Here is a 14,720-nt window from a genome sequence, read left to right on the forward strand (position 1 = left end):
TCCTCTTCTCGTCGGCTAGTTGATCAGGAAGCAGGTGTCCCACCCGGACGCGGACGGCGTTCCGGTGTGGAAGGAGTGCAGGGCGAGGGCGGTGCCGGCGGCGCCTTCGAGGAGTCCGATGTCGCCGCCGCCGGGAGGGTTGATCAGGGAGTCCGCCAGGGCGCCGGGCGTGGTGTCGGTGATTGGTGCCAGGAGCCGGGGCAGGCATTCGGTGAGGCCGGGAGTGAGGGCGTCGGTGGCAGCGAGTTGTGTGATGTGCGCCAGGCCGGCGAAGCCGTGGCACAGGGAGACGTCCACGGTCGCGTCGAGTTGTCCGGGGTCGGTCATGGCGCGCAGGAGGGCGAATTCGGCGGCGTGTTGGCGCGCCGGGTCCTTGAGGGCGAGGGCGGCGAGCTGCTGGGCGCGGGCGAATCCGGCGGTGCCGTAGCACCAGGACGGCCGGGATGGTCCGGGGCCGATCGTGCCGGAGCGTAGTTGCTCACGGGTGATCCAGTACGGCCACCACGGGCCGGCGGGGCCGTCCTGCTGCCAGTGGTCGAGCCAGGCCAGGATGCGGGTGATCGCGTCGAGGTGCCCCTCGACGGTGACGCTGCGGCGGGCTGCGAGGGAGAGCACAGCGAGGGGGCCGCCGATGCCGTGGGCGACGCCGTTGTTGGCATGCCCTTCCGGATACTCCGGGGAGGTCGTGCCGGAGGGAGCTAGGGAGCTCCACCAGCCGGGCAGAACTTCCCCGTCGTGCTTGACCGGCTCGGTCAGGCGGACCAGGTAGGTCAGGATCTCGCGGACGACGTCGGTATGGACGTCGCGGTGCAGCAGGAGCCCGCCCAGCCCGCTCAGGCCGCGGATCGCGTCGAACTCCGCCAGCGCGGGCATCTCGCCGCGGTCCATGCGTGCGTGGGCGTCCGCGAGCCGGTCCCGGATCGCCTTCGTGACGTACCGGTCGAGGGTGTCCAGGGCGCGGGCGTAGCGTCCGGGGCGGTCGGCGGCGGCATGCAGGGCGAAGGCGAGCGCGGGCGCCCCGTAGTAGAGGTGGCTGTCCGGGCCGCCGACAGCGGGTTCGGCTGCGGCGCAGGCGAGCCAGTCGTGGGCGCGCTGCCACGGCCCCTGGTCGGTAAGGGCCCGCTCGATGTGCAGCAGGGCGACACCGGCTGCGCCGTGCGCGAGCGACTGCGGCCACCAGCCCTGGCGGTGATGCAGCTCCCGTACGTCCTGCGGCGAGGCAAGCCGCTCGGCGATCGTGTCGGCGGCTGCCCGCGCGCTTTCACGCAGATTCATGGTGATCTCCTCGGTGAGTCCAGGCCATGGCGGCGGCGTGGGCCAGCCGTACGCACATCCGCTCGTCGTCCTTGTCGATGCCGGCGGCGCGGATGTGGTGGGCGTGCAGGAGCGAGTCGAGAACGAGGTCTAGGTCTATGCCACCGAACGCGTCCAGCTTCTGCCGGTAGCGGGCCAGGGCCGCGTCGCGCTCGCTCCAGGCGCTGGCGATGGCGTCGCCGCCGGGAGCCGCGCGCAGGGCCGCCCAGCCGTCGGCTGGGTCGGCTAGGCGCAGCGCCTGACCGCGCACGGTCCGGTCCATAGGGCGCGGGTCGGTGATCCGGCTGTGGGCGATCAGCCAGTTCATGCCGGCTGCGGTGCTGCCGGTGAAGGCGGCGGCGACGGAGACGAAGTTCGCTGCGGCGAGGACCTGTTGGTGCGGACGGGAGCTTTGGGCGAACTGGACGGCCAGGGCTCGGGAGTCAGCGGCGAAGACGTCCTCGGCCAGGCTCATCAGCGGCCCGGGGCCCCACCGGCCGGTCTCCGGGTAGGAGGTCGCGAACTGCATGTCGGTGAGGAGCCCGGCACGGCGCAGTCCGTTCGCCCAGGCGCTCACGCGTTGTGCGGTGAGGGCGAAGTCCTGCTCGCTGGGGACCGCGATGCGCAGGCGCATGTGCCAGCGGGGATCGCGGTAGCGCATGTACCACCAGGTCGGCGGCTCGTTCCACTGGCCGAGCAGCGCGGGCAGGTGGTCGGCAAGGATCTCGGGCTGCCGTTCGACGTGCCCGTACAGCTTGACCAGCAGCCGGGAGGCGGTGCCCGGAAGGTGGCCGTGGTCGCGGGTGACGAGTTGGTCGGCGGTGACGGGAGGGACGGCCGGCCACTGCGGCGGGTGGACGGCCGTCATCGGGGCGATGATCTCGTGGGCCCGTCCGTCGAACCAGCCCCTGTCGGATTCCGCTTCCGTCAAGATCACAGATTCGTGGGTGTCCAGGTGGGCGCGCAGCAGCGCGAGGTGCGCGCGCTCGGAGAGGTCCAGCGGCAGAAGCTGGTCGCCCTCGGCCAGCGCGACTTCGTCCGGAACTCGGCGGCGTGCGCGCCACTCGTCGGCCGCCTTGTGCCATTCCCCCCAGGAGGCGCGGCGGTCGGGCAGCTCCGACCGGTTCAGTCGCCACCTCGCCGGAGAGAGGATCGCGCGGCCGTAGCGCACCCGCGGCAGGTACGGCAGTGCGGTAGCGGACGCCCAGGGGAAGACGGTCAGGACGGCGGTCTGGGCCCGGCTGATCTCGGTGAGGAAGCGTGCGAGCGGCGGCGTGTGGCCGCGCAGGTCCAGCGCGTGCAGCGTCATGGGGTCCAGCAGGCAGGCGCGGGAGAGGGAGACGAGGTAGAGCCTGCGGCGGTCGCAGCCCACGGCGAGGTCGTCGAGCGGGATGGTGCGCGCGTCGACCGGACGGTGCTCCGCCAGGCTGATGACGGCCGGCAGGAGTTCTGTAACGCGGGTGACGTTGGTGTCGCCCCGGTCGAGTGGGGTGAAGGAGATCTGCGTGGGCACCGCGCCGGGCGTGTTGACCGGCAGCTCTTCCAGCATGACGGCCACGCGGGCCTGATCGTCTGATGCGAGCAGCCCCAGGCTGCGGCCGATCGTGGTGCCGATCCCGCGGGACGGGGCGATGCCGTGGAGGTCGAAGTCTCCGCTCTCCAGGGCCTCTTGCGAAGCGGCACGGATTCGAAAGCGCAGCTCCGTGTGGGCCGGTACCTGCGGGGCGTTGCGATCTCCGACCGTCAACGTGCGGATCAGGTCCTCGTCCAGGCGGATCTCGTTGCGGCCGTCGAGGACGGCCGCTTGGGCGAGGGAGAGCAGCCGCTGTTCACGGGCGGTCAGGGCCTCACGCTGTTCAGGTTGCGCATCGCGGTATCCGACCGGGAACCCGAGGCCGACATCGGGGTCCACCAGGTCCCGGACCGGGACGAGTGAGTTGATGCCGTACCGCTCGAAGAATCGGTTGTGGAAGTCCTTCCATGCCGGAGTGCCGAAGGGGTACGCGCTCAGCCGGGCCAGCACCGTGGCGGCCTGCTCCGCCTCGCGGGCAACCTGTGGGGGCAGAGTGAGGGAGCAGTCCATGCGAAGGTCCAGCGTGAACGGCTGAGCCTTGACGCTACTCAAGGCGGTCATTTTCCGACGTAAGGCGGTACGCAGGCGCCGGCCGTCCGCCGGGGCCAGTACCTGGTTGTGCCGGGCGATGGCGTCGCGGACCGTCCGCAGGTCGGCCACGAGGTCCGTGGCTGATGAGGCGGCGGCTGCTTCGGCCTGCTCGACCAGGTGGTCCAGGGCGTCGAGGGTGGCAGAGGGCGCGTGCAGGCTGCTGATGAGCACACCGCGTTCGACGAGGCTGCTGACGAGCCCTTCCACCCGGTCCGCGGGAACGTCGGGGAACTCGCTCCTCATCAGTGCGACCACCGCATGGACGGGGACGGGCGAAACGGTGGCATCAACGGCGATACGTACGGCGCTGGTGTACCGGAGGGACACTTCGGCCGCTGGGCTGCCGTCGGTACGGCATGAACGGGGCGGGTAGGGCACGATCAGCCGATCGCCCCGTACGAAGATGGTGTTGTTGGCCATCACATGCAGGTGCCGCAGGAGTTCAGGATCTGCTTCCAGACGGGCGACCAGGTCCGCGATCCAGTCGCCGTCGGCACGGATGACGGGTCGATGCCACTCACCCCAGGACCATCCCGGTCGTTCCCCGAACGAGGCGGAGGCGATACCGGCGAACAGACCGTTCGGGGTCGCCCGGCCCGTCATACGCAGCAGGTACCGCATGACCGACACCACTGCGCGGCGCAACTGACGGGTCTCGGGACTGGCCACCGAGCACAGGGTCTGAACCTGCTGCGCGAGCAGAGGGCTGGCCTGCTCGATGGAGTCAGCGGCCTCGGACAGCGACCAGACGTCGCGCAGCCACGTCTGCCACCGCACCTCGCAGTCCGGGGTGTCGTCGGTGAGGTCCGGCCACGCGGGAAGCCGCAGTCTCGAGGAACGGGCGGCGCGCACCAGCGCAGTATCCGCGCACCGGTACAGCGGGCCGTCCTTTCGGGAACCCATGCACCCTCCCTGGTTGTGGTGTGTTGGGGTGGGTGCCAGCCCGCGCGGCGCAAGGCCGCGCGGGCTGGCAGATCAACGCGCCGAGGTCAGGCCACGTTGGTGGCGCAGGACCCCTGGCAGCTCGGCTTGCAGCCGTCGTCCGTCAGGTTGATCACCGTGGCGGAGCCGTCGTCGGACTCCAGGACGCTGATGTCCAGGTCGAACGCGTCACCGCCCGCCGTGGCGGCCGGGGACTGTGCCTGGCCCTTGATCGTGTTCGCGTTCATACAGGTTTCTCCCTACTCGTCGTGCGGTGGAAGATGATCAGGCCACGTTGGTGGCGCACGGGCTGGAGCAGGTGCTGCCGCAGCCGTCGTCGGTGAGGTTGATCAGCGTGGCGGAGCCGTCGTCGGACTCCAGGACGCTGATGTCGAGGTCGAATTCGTCGTTCTGCATGTGGTGATTCCTCCGTTGTCGTGCGCGGCTCTGATCGAGCCGCGAGGGACGTGCCGCGTGGGCGGCGCCGACAGGACATGGGCGTCGTGCCGGTGGTCTGGTGCGGTCAGGAGCCGCTGGAGATACAGGCGTTGCCACCGCAGGTTGAGCCGCAGCCGCCGTCGGAGGCGATACTCGCCCCGACCGTGCCACCCGATTCGATGACGCTGATGTCGAGGTCGAACGGGTCCTGCGCGGCAGAGGCCGAGGCGGTCCTCATGCCCTGGTCGGTCACCCTGGGAGTCACGGGAATCCTCCTGATTGGTCCGGTGGAACACTTCGATTCGGTGTGTTGCGGTACGGCCGACCCCGGTGGGCAGCAGCTGTGTGGCCTGCGCCAGTCGGGTCCTCGCCGGCCACCTCTTCAGACACGAGAACCGCTGTCCGGAAGAGGAGTTGGGGACGGGACACGGAAGTCCGAAAGGTGAACCGAGATACGCCGTCAGGCTGCCGCGGGCTGCGCTTGAGGATGGTTCTTCGCGGCCTGGTCCAGCACCCGGGTGAAGTGCTCGGCCCGCTTGTCGCCCTCGGCCTCCTGAGCGCGGAGGTCGCCGAAGCGCTGCCAGTAGCGCCGGCAGACGTCACTGCTCATGACCATCTCGGCGTAGAACGGCAGCTGTCCGTCGCGGACGCGGCCGAGGCAGTGTCGGAGGCTGAGGGCGCAGATGAGTCGGTTGGCCGACATGAGCTGCATGTACTCCTCGGCCTTCATGTCCTCGGGCTTCCACAGCTCGGCGAGGTCGGCGTTGGTGGACACCCGGTTCAGCCAGTCGAGCTGGTTGCCCGCGAGGAGCGCCTCGTGCCGCTCGGCCTGGTGCCGTGCGTTCTGCCTGAGCCGGGCGGCTCCGACCACGGCGGTCGTGAGGGACAGGGCAACACCGGCAGCGAGGACGGCGGTAGGGAGCTTCATCGATCAACAACCCTTTCGCAGAGCGGATGTGCGGCATGAAGGCCGAATGGTGGGGACCGCGGTGTTCCGCTTGTTCACGCGGCCTCCGCGAGGACGACGCTCGGGACTTCATCGGTAGAGCCGTTAGGCATGTACCGGCTACGCACCGTCTCCAGTGCGACAGCGATCGGCAGCAGACCGACCGTGGCCCTTCGTTTGTCGACGGATCCCGGCGCGCGCAGTGGGCACAGCTCGATGCGGTCGGAGCTCAGCAGGAGCTGGGTGCCGTACTCCTGGTCCTGGCCGGTGTTGATGAGGGTGCGGTCGTGCAGGTGTGCCCAGTGGTGGACGAGCGCGTCACCGGCCTCGACCGCACGCCCGAGCAGGATGGTGGCGGCGCGCTGGAAGACGAGATCGTGGTCGCTGTGCAGGGCGATGCTCCAGGCGGCTCGGGCAGCAGCAGGGCCGACGAGGCGGTGGCCGGGCCACTCGTATTCGCCCAGGACGCGGTGCAGAAACTTGGCGTTGGCGTAGTCGGTGTGCCGACCACGGCCGAGTTGGACGCCGTCGAGCTGGTTGCGCACGCGTGTGGCCCGGTGCGCGGCCGATTCCGTGGCGCGGGCGATCAGCTCGCGGGCGATGTCGGGCCGCTGCGGCTTTTCGGTTGTCACGTGCTGCTCCCTTCTTCCGCGGCAAGATGGGGAGCTTGGGTTTGGCAGCTGATTAGTGTGCTGAGTCGGGGGCGGTGCTCGGCGGCCAGTTCGAGGCGGGCGACCCGGTCCCCCTCCCGTCCCGGACCGGAACCCAGCACGTCCCAGCCCATGTCCGTGAGCCGACGCAGCAGGGCGGCGATGGGTTCGGCTTGCAGGGTGTGGCCTGCCAGGATTTCGGCCCGTACGAGCGGGAGGCTCTGCCGGGCGGCGAAGTCGGAGGCCCACAGGGTGATCAGCCGGGTGATGTCGTCGGGCTGCTCGGGCAGGGTGTGGACGTGGCCCAGGCGGAGGCAGGGGCCTTCGCCCCAGCTGAGTCCGGGGTCGCGCGCGGGGACCATGCAGGCGAGCAGCTTTCCGTCCTCGAACAGACCGACCGACGTCGTGTGCGGGTCGCGGAACAGGGCCGGCACGTCGGCTTGGGCGGGCACGGGGAGACCGCTCAGGGTGAGCCAGCGCTGCCGGTCCTGCGCGAGGGCAGCGGCTTCCGCGCGCTCGGCGTCCGTACGTAACCTGCGCACCGCGTACACAGCGCCCGGGTACTTCGCTGCGAACGAGGTGGAAGCCGGAGCCTCCTCGTTGGCCAGGGGAGTGGGGGGCCTTCTCACTGGCTCGCTCCGCTCCGCGCCGCCGGGTCGGTCGGCAGCAGCTTCCAGCCGTGGGCAAGGATCACCAGGTGGGTGGTGTCCCGCGCGCCCGTGTCGGCGAGGAGTTGGTCGAGTGCGGCGCGCTGGTCGGCGGGGGCGAGCTTGGCGGCGACGGCGATGTCACGGGGGTCGCTGTGCTCGGCGACGGCTCGGAGCAGCAGCCGCTGCTCCGGGGTGAGGGATGGCGCTGGCCGGCCCGCCGTGGGCGAGGCCACCTGCTGGGTGGTGAACAGGCGGTGCACGATCACCGGGGGCTTGCAGCGGGGCGGGCAGTGCAAGCTCTCACGGATGTCGCGAAGGTACTGGCGGACGGTCACGGCCGACAGGCTGGTCTCTGCCGCAATCTCCTTGGCCGTGGAGCCGTTCGCGAGGTGCTGGGCGACGCGCTGCAGGGTCGGCGTCAGGGGCGTGATCGGTGCGCTGGTCGTCACGGGCGGGGTCACGGTGTCTCTCTCGGCTGAGTGGATGGTCACTGGGAGGGGTGCCGCCGGTCCCCGCGGGGGACGGGGGCCGGCGGCACGGGCCCGTGCGCGGCGGTGGGGGGTCACGGGGTGCCGCGCACGGGGGCTCATGCGGCGGTCGGGTCGGGTCGTGCCCAGGCGGCTTCGGCGGCGAGGCGCTCGGACCACTGGATGTGGTCCTCTGCGAAGGCGGCGTCGGCCAGGCGTATGCGCTGGACTTCGCCGGTCCCGGCCGGTGGGTAGGTGTGCTGGATGTCGCGCCACAGGCGCTGGACGATGTAGTCGCCATCGAGGGCGTTGGCGCCATGCAGTTCCATGGCGTCCTGGGCGGACTGGACGGCCCACTGGTGGCCGAGGTATTTCGAATTGATCAGGTCGGCGTCGCAGGGCAGGCCCTGGTCGAGGAGGTGCACGGCCTGGTAGGCGAGTATCCGGGCGGCGCGCAGGCGGGCTTCCATGCCGCCGACGCGGTCCCGCAGGACCGGCAGGTCGGACAGGGCGCCCTGGTAGCGGGGGCGGGTCTTGAGCCGGGCGGTGGTGGTGTCCACGACGGCTTCGTGGATGCCGAGGCTGACGGCGGCCAGGTTGGGGCGACCGTAGAGGATGCTGCTGCTCTGGGCCACGGCCAGTCCCTGGCCGATCTCCCCGACCACGTTGTCCTCGGGGACGCGGACGTGATCGAGGTCGAGGCGGCCGGCGGAGAAGCCATGCAGACCGAGCCCGGCACGGTGGTCGGAGACGGAAAGTCCGGGGCGGTCGGCTTCGACCATGAACGCGGTCAGCGCCTGTGAGGTGCTTACTCCCGGCCCGGCGGTGCGGGCGACGACGAGGTGGGCTCCGGCGAGGTGGCTGTTGCCGATATGGATCTTGCTGCCGGTGATCACCCATTGGTTGCCGATGTGTTCGGCGGTGGTCTCGATGCCGCCGATGTGTCCGCCGGCAAGCGGTTCGGTCACGGCGATCGACAGCAGCATGGACCCGTCCGCGACCCGGGGAAGCCAGCGGCCCTTCTGCTCGTAGGTGGCGAAGTGCAGCAGAGCGCCCACAGGGATCAATGTGGCCTGCAGGATGGCCGCGGCAGCCGCCGAGACCCGCGCGATGCGGTGGACCAAGACGGTCCTGGCCACGTGTCCGGCGCCCAGCCCGCCGAAGACCGCCGGGACGGTGACGGCGAACCAGCCCTGTGCGGCCATCAGGTCGGCGACCTTGCGCTCCACCCTGCCCGGAGCGGCCTCCATCCGCGCGGCGCGCGGCGCGACGTGCTCGGCCGCGAAGGCGTCCGCCTCCTGCCACAGCAGATCGTGGCGGGCGGTGAGGTAGGGACGCAGCGCCGGTGGAGGCGTGGTGGGTGTGGCGGACATGGTCTCCCTCTCCCTGGATGAAGGTCGCAACGCGTGGAGCGGCCGGGGAACGCCTACGGCTCCCGGGTGGGAAGTTGTGGAACGGCCTAGCGGACGGGGGCGCGGGCGATGTGGTCCATCACCTGTGCACTGGCGTTGATGACGATGTCCCGCAGACGACGTGCCTCGGACAGGGGCCGCTTCTCGGGGTCGATCACACACACCGTGCCCAGCACCGTGCCGCTGTCGTGGATCAACGGAGCGCCGAAGTAGGAGCGGATCCCGACGGCGTCGACCACCGCGTTGCCGCTGAAGCGCGGGGACGCGTGCACGTCGTGCAGCGGGAGGGCCTTCCTGCGGGCCATGACCTCCGGGCACCAGCCGTGGTCCCGGCTCATGGTGCGGCCGACGATTACGAACCCGCTGTCCGCCGGCGGCTGGTGCAGCCCGACGAAAGTCTGCTCCTCCAGGAACAGGTTGACGAACCCGTACAAGAACCCGGCCTGTGTGGCCATGTCGCGGGCCAGCTCGTCGAAGTCCTCGTTGGCCACCGGGGGCACGCCCAAGCGGTTGAGCAGCTCGTAACGCTGAGCCAGCTCCAGCGACTGCTGAGGTCGCTGGCTGGTGAGGGCGGTGCCGGGCGGGGTGAACGGGCCGGGGGTGGTGTCCCGCATGTCGCGCCGAGGCAAGGACCGGGCGGGCGGGGCAGTCTGCGGCGTGCGGTAGGGGTCGCGGGGGTGCTGTGACATCAGACGTCCTGGAGGGTGGTAGAAGGGGCGTGACCAGCGCGATTGGTGGTGGCGGCGCAATTCACGGCGTGGTCGACGAGGGCCAGCAGAACGCCGGCGACGTGATTCGTGTCGCGGGCGTCGCAGGTGACCACCGGCACGGCAGCGGGGAGTTCGAGAGCGGCGCGGACCTGCTCGGGGTGGTAGGGGTGCGCCCCGTCGAACTGGTTGACCGCGACGACGAAGGGCAGGCCGATGTCCTCGAAGAAGCTGACGGGCGTGAAGCTGCTCTCCAAGCGGCGGGTATCGACCAGGACGACCGCGCCGACGGCGCCGCGGGAGAGGTCGTACCAGAGGTCGACGAACCGGTCCTGGCCCGGCGTGCCGAACAGAAACAGTTCCAGCGGCACGGGCGCATCGGGCAGGCTCAATCGGCCGAAGTCGAAGGCGACCGTGGTGGTCCGCTTGGACGCCAGGCCAGCCAGGCTGTCGACGTCCGCGCTCGCCTCGGTCAGGTACTCCTCCGTACTCAGCGGCGTGATCTCGCTGACGGCGCCCACTGCGGTGGTCTTGCCCGCGCCGAAACCGCCGGCAATCACGATCTTCAGCACAGTCGGCGCACCGGCCTGCGAGTGCGGCGAAACCGTGGACGGGTCATCCGGCCTGGGGATAGGCGACGGCATCAGGCCACTTCCTCTTCAAGCTGGCGGAAACCGCTGCCAGCAGTTGGACAGACGGACCGGACCCTGCGCCGGTATCGGCATAGGACTGGGTCAGGGGGACGACGAGGGCGCCGGCGTCCAGGAGGTCGGAGACGAGCACTTTGACGGCGGTCACGGGCCGGCCGAGGCGACCCGCCAGCTCGACCACCGACCGCCGGCGCTCCCGGCACAGGGCGAGAATCTCCCCGCACTCCTCGGCCTGTGCCGGGCCCGGCCGTCCCTGCCCGGCCTCCAGGACGGTTTCCAGAGCGAGCAGGTGCCGCGGCTTGGTACGCCCGCGCGTCACGGCGTAGGTCCGCACGAACGCCGACTCCTCGGCCGCGCGGCCGTACGTGGTCACCGGACCTCTCCGCCCGTGCCAACGCGGACGGGGATCAGCATGTACGGGGCGAACTTCTGGACCAGGCGCCCCATCTCGAAGCCGACGGTGCCCACATCGGCGTCCCTGGTGGCGATGACAGTGAGGATCGTGTCCACCTCACCGCGTTCGGCACCGGGGTGGGTGTCGAAGGCCGCGCTGCGCCCGGCGCTCTGGACGAAGAACAGGCAGTCGTCTCGCTCGATGATGACCTGCCGGGCCGGCCTCTTCTTGTGGCTGGGGCCGGTGATGTTCGCCGCGAGGGAGGCGACCCCGCTGAAGGCGGCCGACAGTTCGTCCGCCCAGTCCTTGTCGACGTCGCTGTCCAGCAGCCGCAGTCCGTCGCGCGAGAGCAGGACGGCGTGCGTGACGCCCGGCGTCTCGGAGGCGAACTGACGCAGCAGCCAGGCCATGCTGTCCCGCTGTCCGCTTGTCGTCGCGGATGCGGGCGTGCCGTCGGTCACGTTGTTCATCGCGGGGTGGGTGCTCATGGGGATCGCTCCAGAAGGGGGAAGGGCCAGTGGGTGTACTGGGCCGCCGGGAACGCGGAAGAAGCGGGTCAGGGGGTGGGGTCTTCTGTCGAGGCTGGAGGGGGACTGGCGGTGCCGCCGGCCTGGAGGCCGCTGCGGAAGGCGGCTGCCAGCCCGGGCGTCGCCGCGGACACGGGGGCTTGCTCCCGCTCCTGTGGCGGACGGAAAGGTTCCGACCGACGCGTGCGCGTGGGAAGAGCGGGCGCGTCGGCCGAATGACCCGCCGAGGTCGATGCCCCAGCGGCGCCGGGGCGTGCGACCTGCCCCACCCCTGGGGCGGCAGGAGCCGCGGCCACCTGATGCGGCTGCTGCCCGGACATGCGAGCTTCCTCGGGCTGCGGCGCACCCGCGTCCTCGATCGATGGAATGGCTACCAGGAGCCGTGCCGGTATGACGACCAGGGCGGTGGTGCCTCCCGTCGCGTTCTCCTGCAGGAGGACGGACAACCCGTGTGACTGGGCGATCTTCGCGGCGACCAGCAGGCCGAGCTGTCCAGCCCGGACCTGGCCGCTGACGTCGACCTCGTCCGGGGCTTTGAGTAGGTCGTTCATCTGTGCCCGCGTCTGCGGGTGCATGGGAATGGCGCGGTCCTCGACCTCGATGGCCAGCCCGTGTGGCACCCGCTGCGCGCGCACCATCACCCGCGTCGCTGGATCCGAGCACTCGCAGGCGTTCTCGATCAGCTCGGCCAGCAGGTGCGTCATGTCCGGCCCCACATGGCCGGGCAACCCCAGCTCGGCGCCCACGGATCCGGCCGCGACGGCCACCCGCGGATACTGCACAACCTCGGAGACAGCGCCACGCAGGGCCGTCGTGACGGGAACGGGCCGGCGCACGCTGCGCAGGGACTGCCCGCCCAGCACCGCCGTGCTCTCGACCTGACGGCGCATCCGCGTCACGAGGTGATCGATCTCGAAAATCTTGGCCAGCAGCTCCGGGTCGTCGGTCAGCATCTCCAGCTGGCTCAGTGCCTGGAGTGCCTTGCTGACCAGGGCGTGCTCGCGCATGGCCAGGCGGCGAAGCACTTCCAGGAGGACCACGGACTGGGACTCGTCGTGCACGCGGATCAGCGACATGATGGCCTGCGCCTGGAGGGCACTCAGCGCGTTGTCGATCCCGGCGTTCGCAGTGGGCGACTGCGCGGTGTGCGGGTCAGGCAACGCTGGACGTTTTCCGCGGCACAGCTCGTCCGCCGACCACTGCATCGACTTCTCAACGGCTGCCGCTGCCCCTGTGACCGCTGTCAGCGCTGCTGACTGGGACTCCTCCACTGCCGACCGCACGGCACTGGCCACGGTGCGCGTTCCGTGTGCCGCCACCGCGACGACCGCCGCCAGTCCGCAGACCAGGCCGGCCAGGACCCAGCCGGGGCCTACGACGGACCCCGACCGGAGAGCGAAGGCGGCGAGCAGCAGCGCGGCAAGGAGTGCCAGGGGCAGTGCCACGGCGCGACGGGCGAGGTACAGCGTGGTCGCGTCGACCGGAGGCCGCCGTCTGCGGTGGCCGGTCGCGGCCGGCCGTGCCGGGAAGGCGCTGTCAGGCATGGGAATCCTCGTCAGGGGTGGGGTGGCTATGCGTGCTGCGGCGTCAGGTCGGCGGTGGACTGGCGCGTGCTGCGGGAGGTTGAGCGGGGGGCGGGGACCGCGAGCGCGGCGTGGCGGGGGGAGGACTGCGCCGCCCTCTGCTGAAGGAGCAGGGCGCTTTGGATCAGGCCCATGTGGCTGAACGCCTGCGGGAAGTTGCCGAGCTGGCGCTGCTGGACGGGGTCGTACTCCTCCGCCAGGAGCCCGAGGTCGTTGCGCAGAGCCAGGAGGCGTTCGAACAAGGCACGGGCCTCGTCGGGGCGGCCGGTCAGGGCGAGGCCGTCGACGAGCCAGAAGTTGCACAGGAAGAAGGCGCCCTCGTCGCCGGTCAAGCCGTCCACCCCGACGTCCTCACCGCAGGTCGGGTACCGGTACACGAGCCCGTCCTCCGTGGAGAGTTCACGACGGACCGCATCCACGGTGCCGATGACGCGCGGGTCGTCGGGCGGCAGAAAGCCGGTGCGGGGGATGAGTAGCGTGGCAGCGTCCAGCTCCTGCGAGCCGTAGGACTGCGTGAAGGTGTTGCGCACCGGGTCGAAGCCCTTGTCACAGACCTCCCGGTGGATCGCCGCCCGCAGCTCGACCAGCGGGGCCACGTCCATGTCGAGCGCGCCGGCCTCGGCCAGGCGGATAGTGCGGTCGACCGCCACCCATGCCATCACCTTGGAATGGACGAAGTGCCGGCGGGCCCCGCGGATCTCCCAGATGCCCTCGTCGGGCTCCCGCCAGCGCTGGACCAGGTGCTCGATGAGCCGCTGGTGCAGGACCGCGGTGTCGGCGCAGTGGGCGACTCCGCTCTGGTGCGCGAGGTACAGGGTGTCGATGACCTCGCCGTACACGTCGAGCTGCAGCTGGTTCGCCGCCCCGTTCCCGACCCGTACCGGAGCCGATCCCTCGTACCCGGGAAGCCAGGGAAGCTCCCGCTCCCGCAGGTCACGCTCCCCGGTGATCCCGTACATGATCTGCAGGTTCTCCGGGTCCCCGGCCACAGCGCGCAGCAGCCACCGCCGCCATGCCTGTGCCTCCTGCCGGTATCCGGTCCCCAGCAGCGCGGCAAGCGTCGTGGCGGCGTCGCGCAGCCAGGTGAAGCGGTAGTCCCAGTTCCGGTCGCCGCCGATCTCCTCGGGAAGCGACGTGGTCGGAGCCGCGACGATCCCGCCGCTCGGCCCGTAGGTCATGGCCTTCAGCGTGATCGAGGACCGGACCACGGCCTCGCGGTAGGGCCCGTCGTAGGTGCTCTCCTGCACCCAGTCCTGCCAGAAGGCGAGCGTCTCGGCGAGCGCGGCCTCCGGGTCAGGAACGTCCGGTGCGGGGGCGTGGGACGGGCACCAGCTGAGCACAAACGCCACGCTCTGCCCGGCGCTGATGGCGAAGGCGCTGACGACCACACCGTCCTTCTCCAACTGCGGGACGCAGGTGTCGAGCCACAGAGCGTCCGCGCCGGCCTCCGCGACCATGCGCCCACCGACCTCGTGGTTCCACGGGCTGACGCTGCCGTACCCCGGCCGAGGACGCATGGCCGAGACCATCTCCACTTCGCCAGTCAGGCCCTCAGCGATCCGGATCACCTGTGGGGCCCCGTCGCGCGGCGGCATGAAATCCAGGACCCGGACCGAACCAGTCGGGGTGCGCCACAGCGATTCGAGAACGAGCGAGTCACCTCGGTACCGGCGTTCAGCCACTCTTCCGGAGCCGGACCCGCCTGCGGACGAAGCCGGAGCGATCTGCCAGGTGCCGTGCTTCTGTGTGCCGAGCAGACCGGCAAACACGGCCGGTGAGTCGAAGCGGGGCAGGCAAAGCCAGTCGATCGTGCCGTCGTCGCAGACGTGGGCGCTGGTCTGCGTGTCGCCGATCAGGCCGTACTGCTCGATACGCGGAAGGCGTTTCATCGTGTGGATCTCCGTTAGGCCCCGCTGGT

General features: G+C 70.6%; 16 protein-coding genes. All 16 read right to left on the reverse strand.

Features of this window, described 5'->3' with window-relative positions; genetic code table 11:
* Positions 1–15: 15 nt before the first annotated feature.
* A complete protein-coding gene (locus DDQ41_RS25210) occupies positions 16–1,275 on the reverse strand; it encodes a lanthionine synthetase C family protein (RefSeq protein WP_109296519.1) in 1,260 nt (419 codons plus the stop codon).
* A complete protein-coding gene (locus DDQ41_RS25215; protein WP_109296520.1) occupies positions 1,262–4,360 on the reverse strand; it encodes a lantibiotic dehydratase in 3,099 nt (1,032 codons plus the stop codon). The genes DDQ41_RS25210 and DDQ41_RS25215 overlap by 14 nt, the downstream gene beginning before the upstream one ends.
* An 86-nt stretch (positions 4,361–4,446) precedes the next feature.
* Positions 4,447–4,626: an FxLD family lanthipeptide gene (locus DDQ41_RS25220; RefSeq protein WP_109296521.1), complete on the reverse strand. Its 180-nt coding sequence runs from the start codon at positions 4,624–4,626 to the stop codon at positions 4,447–4,449.
* 37 nt (positions 4,627–4,663) lie between these two features.
* Positions 4,664–4,795, reverse strand: coding sequence for an FxLD family lanthipeptide (locus DDQ41_RS25225; RefSeq protein ID WP_011031314.1), 132 nt, complete (start codon positions 4,793–4,795; stop codon positions 4,664–4,666).
* Between the two features lie 106 nt (positions 4,796–4,901).
* Positions 4,902–5,081 carry an FxLD family lanthipeptide gene (locus tag DDQ41_RS25230; protein WP_007491159.1) on the reverse strand — a complete coding sequence of 60 codons (180 nt, stop codon included), beginning with the start codon at positions 5,079–5,081 and terminating at the stop codon, positions 4,902–4,904.
* Between the two features lie 195 nt (positions 5,082–5,276).
* Positions 5,277–5,744: a DUF6082 family protein gene (locus DDQ41_RS25235; protein ID WP_054100456.1), complete on the reverse strand. Its 468-nt coding sequence runs from the start codon at positions 5,742–5,744 to the stop codon at positions 5,277–5,279.
* Positions 5,745–5,818: 74 nt separating this feature from the next.
* Positions 5,819–6,394, reverse strand: coding sequence for a DUF6624 domain-containing protein (locus DDQ41_RS25240; RefSeq protein ID WP_109296522.1), 576 nt, complete (start codon positions 6,392–6,394; stop codon positions 5,819–5,821).
* Complete coding sequence (locus DDQ41_RS25245; protein ID WP_109296523.1) at positions 6,391–7,041, reverse strand: hypothetical protein; 651 nt, start codon at positions 7,039–7,041, stop codon at positions 6,391–6,393. Before DDQ41_RS25245 ends, DDQ41_RS25240 begins: the two co-directional genes overlap by 4 nt.
* Entirely contained in the window at positions 7,038–7,511 is a 474-nt protein-coding gene (locus DDQ41_RS25250) for a LuxR C-terminal-related transcriptional regulator (protein ID WP_262508563.1), read from the reverse strand. Before DDQ41_RS25250 ends, DDQ41_RS25245 begins: the two co-directional genes overlap by 4 nt.
* A 137-nt stretch (positions 7,512–7,648) precedes the next feature.
* On the reverse strand, positions 7,649–8,902 hold the full coding sequence (locus tag DDQ41_RS25255; protein ID WP_109296525.1) for an acyl-CoA dehydrogenase family protein: 1,254 nt from the start codon (positions 8,900–8,902) through the stop codon (positions 7,649–7,651).
* 86 nt (positions 8,903–8,988) lie between these two features.
* Positions 8,989–9,630 (reverse strand): GAF domain-containing protein, encoded by a 642-nt coding sequence (locus tag DDQ41_RS25260; RefSeq protein WP_109296526.1) that lies wholly within the window; start codon positions 9,628–9,630, stop codon positions 8,989–8,991.
* Complete coding sequence (locus tag DDQ41_RS25265) at positions 9,630–10,220, reverse strand: GTP-binding protein (protein ID WP_162602732.1); 591 nt, start codon at positions 10,218–10,220, stop codon at positions 9,630–9,632. Before DDQ41_RS25265 ends, DDQ41_RS25260 begins: the two co-directional genes overlap by 1 nt.
* Before the next feature lie 43 nt (positions 10,221–10,263).
* Positions 10,264–10,671 carry a DUF742 domain-containing protein gene (locus DDQ41_RS25270; protein WP_109296527.1) on the reverse strand — a complete coding sequence of 136 codons (408 nt, stop codon included), beginning with the start codon at positions 10,669–10,671 and terminating at the stop codon, positions 10,264–10,266.
* On the reverse strand, positions 10,668–11,180 hold the full coding sequence (locus DDQ41_RS25275; protein ID WP_109296528.1) for a roadblock/LC7 domain-containing protein: 513 nt from the start codon (positions 11,178–11,180) through the stop codon (positions 10,668–10,670). The genes DDQ41_RS25270 and DDQ41_RS25275 overlap by 4 nt, the downstream gene beginning before the upstream one ends.
* A 68-nt stretch (positions 11,181–11,248) precedes the next feature.
* On the reverse strand, positions 11,249–12,763 hold the full coding sequence (locus DDQ41_RS25280; RefSeq protein WP_109296529.1) for a sensor histidine kinase: 1,515 nt from the start codon (positions 12,761–12,763) through the stop codon (positions 11,249–11,251).
* Positions 12,764–12,789: 26 nt separating this feature from the next.
* Positions 12,790–14,691 (reverse strand): glycoside hydrolase family 15 protein, encoded by a 1,902-nt coding sequence (locus DDQ41_RS25285; RefSeq protein WP_109296530.1) that lies wholly within the window; start codon positions 14,689–14,691, stop codon positions 12,790–12,792.
* Between the last annotated feature and the right edge of the window lie 29 nt (positions 14,692–14,720).

Source organism: Streptomyces spongiicola, from assembly GCF_003122365.1.
Lineage (GTDB): Bacteria > Actinomycetota > Actinomycetes > Streptomycetales > Streptomycetaceae > Streptomyces > Streptomyces spongiicola.

What these genes read in the sequence shown, in the direction of transcription:
- DDQ41_RS25210 (WP_109296519.1), bottom strand. Translation starts at nt 1,275, where the DNA reads ATGAATCTGCGTGAAAGCGCGCGGGCAGCCGCCGACACGATCGCCGAG.
- DDQ41_RS25215 (WP_109296520.1), bottom strand. Translation starts at nt 4,360, where the DNA reads ATGGGTTCCCGAAAGGACGGCCCGCTGTACCGGTGCGCGGATACTGCG.
- DDQ41_RS25220 (WP_109296521.1), bottom strand. Translation starts at nt 4,626, where the DNA reads ATGAACGCGAACACGATCAAGGGCCAGGCACAGTCCCCGGCCGCCACG.
- DDQ41_RS25225 (WP_011031314.1), bottom strand. Translation starts at nt 4,795, where the DNA reads ATGCAGAACGACGAATTCGACCTCGACATCAGCGTCCTGGAGTCCGAC.
- DDQ41_RS25235 (WP_054100456.1), bottom strand. Translation starts at nt 5,744, where the DNA reads ATGAAGCTCCCTACCGCCGTCCTCGCTGCCGGTGTTGCCCTGTCCCTC.
- DDQ41_RS25255 (WP_109296525.1), bottom strand. Translation starts at nt 8,902, where the DNA reads ATGTCCGCCACACCCACCACGCCTCCACCGGCGCTGCGTCCCTACCTC.
- DDQ41_RS25260 (WP_109296526.1), bottom strand. Translation starts at nt 9,630, where the DNA reads ATGTCACAGCACCCCCGCGACCCCTACCGCACGCCGCAGACTGCCCCG.
- DDQ41_RS25275 (WP_109296528.1), bottom strand. Translation starts at nt 11,180, where the DNA reads ATGAGCACCCACCCCGCGATGAACAACGTGACCGACGGCACGCCCGCA.
- DDQ41_RS25280 (WP_109296529.1), bottom strand. Translation starts at nt 12,763, where the DNA reads ATGCCTGACAGCGCCTTCCCGGCACGGCCGGCCGCGACCGGCCACCGC.
- DDQ41_RS25285 (WP_109296530.1), bottom strand. Translation starts at nt 14,691, where the DNA reads ATGAAACGCCTTCCGCGTATCGAGCAGTACGGCCTGATCGGCGACACG.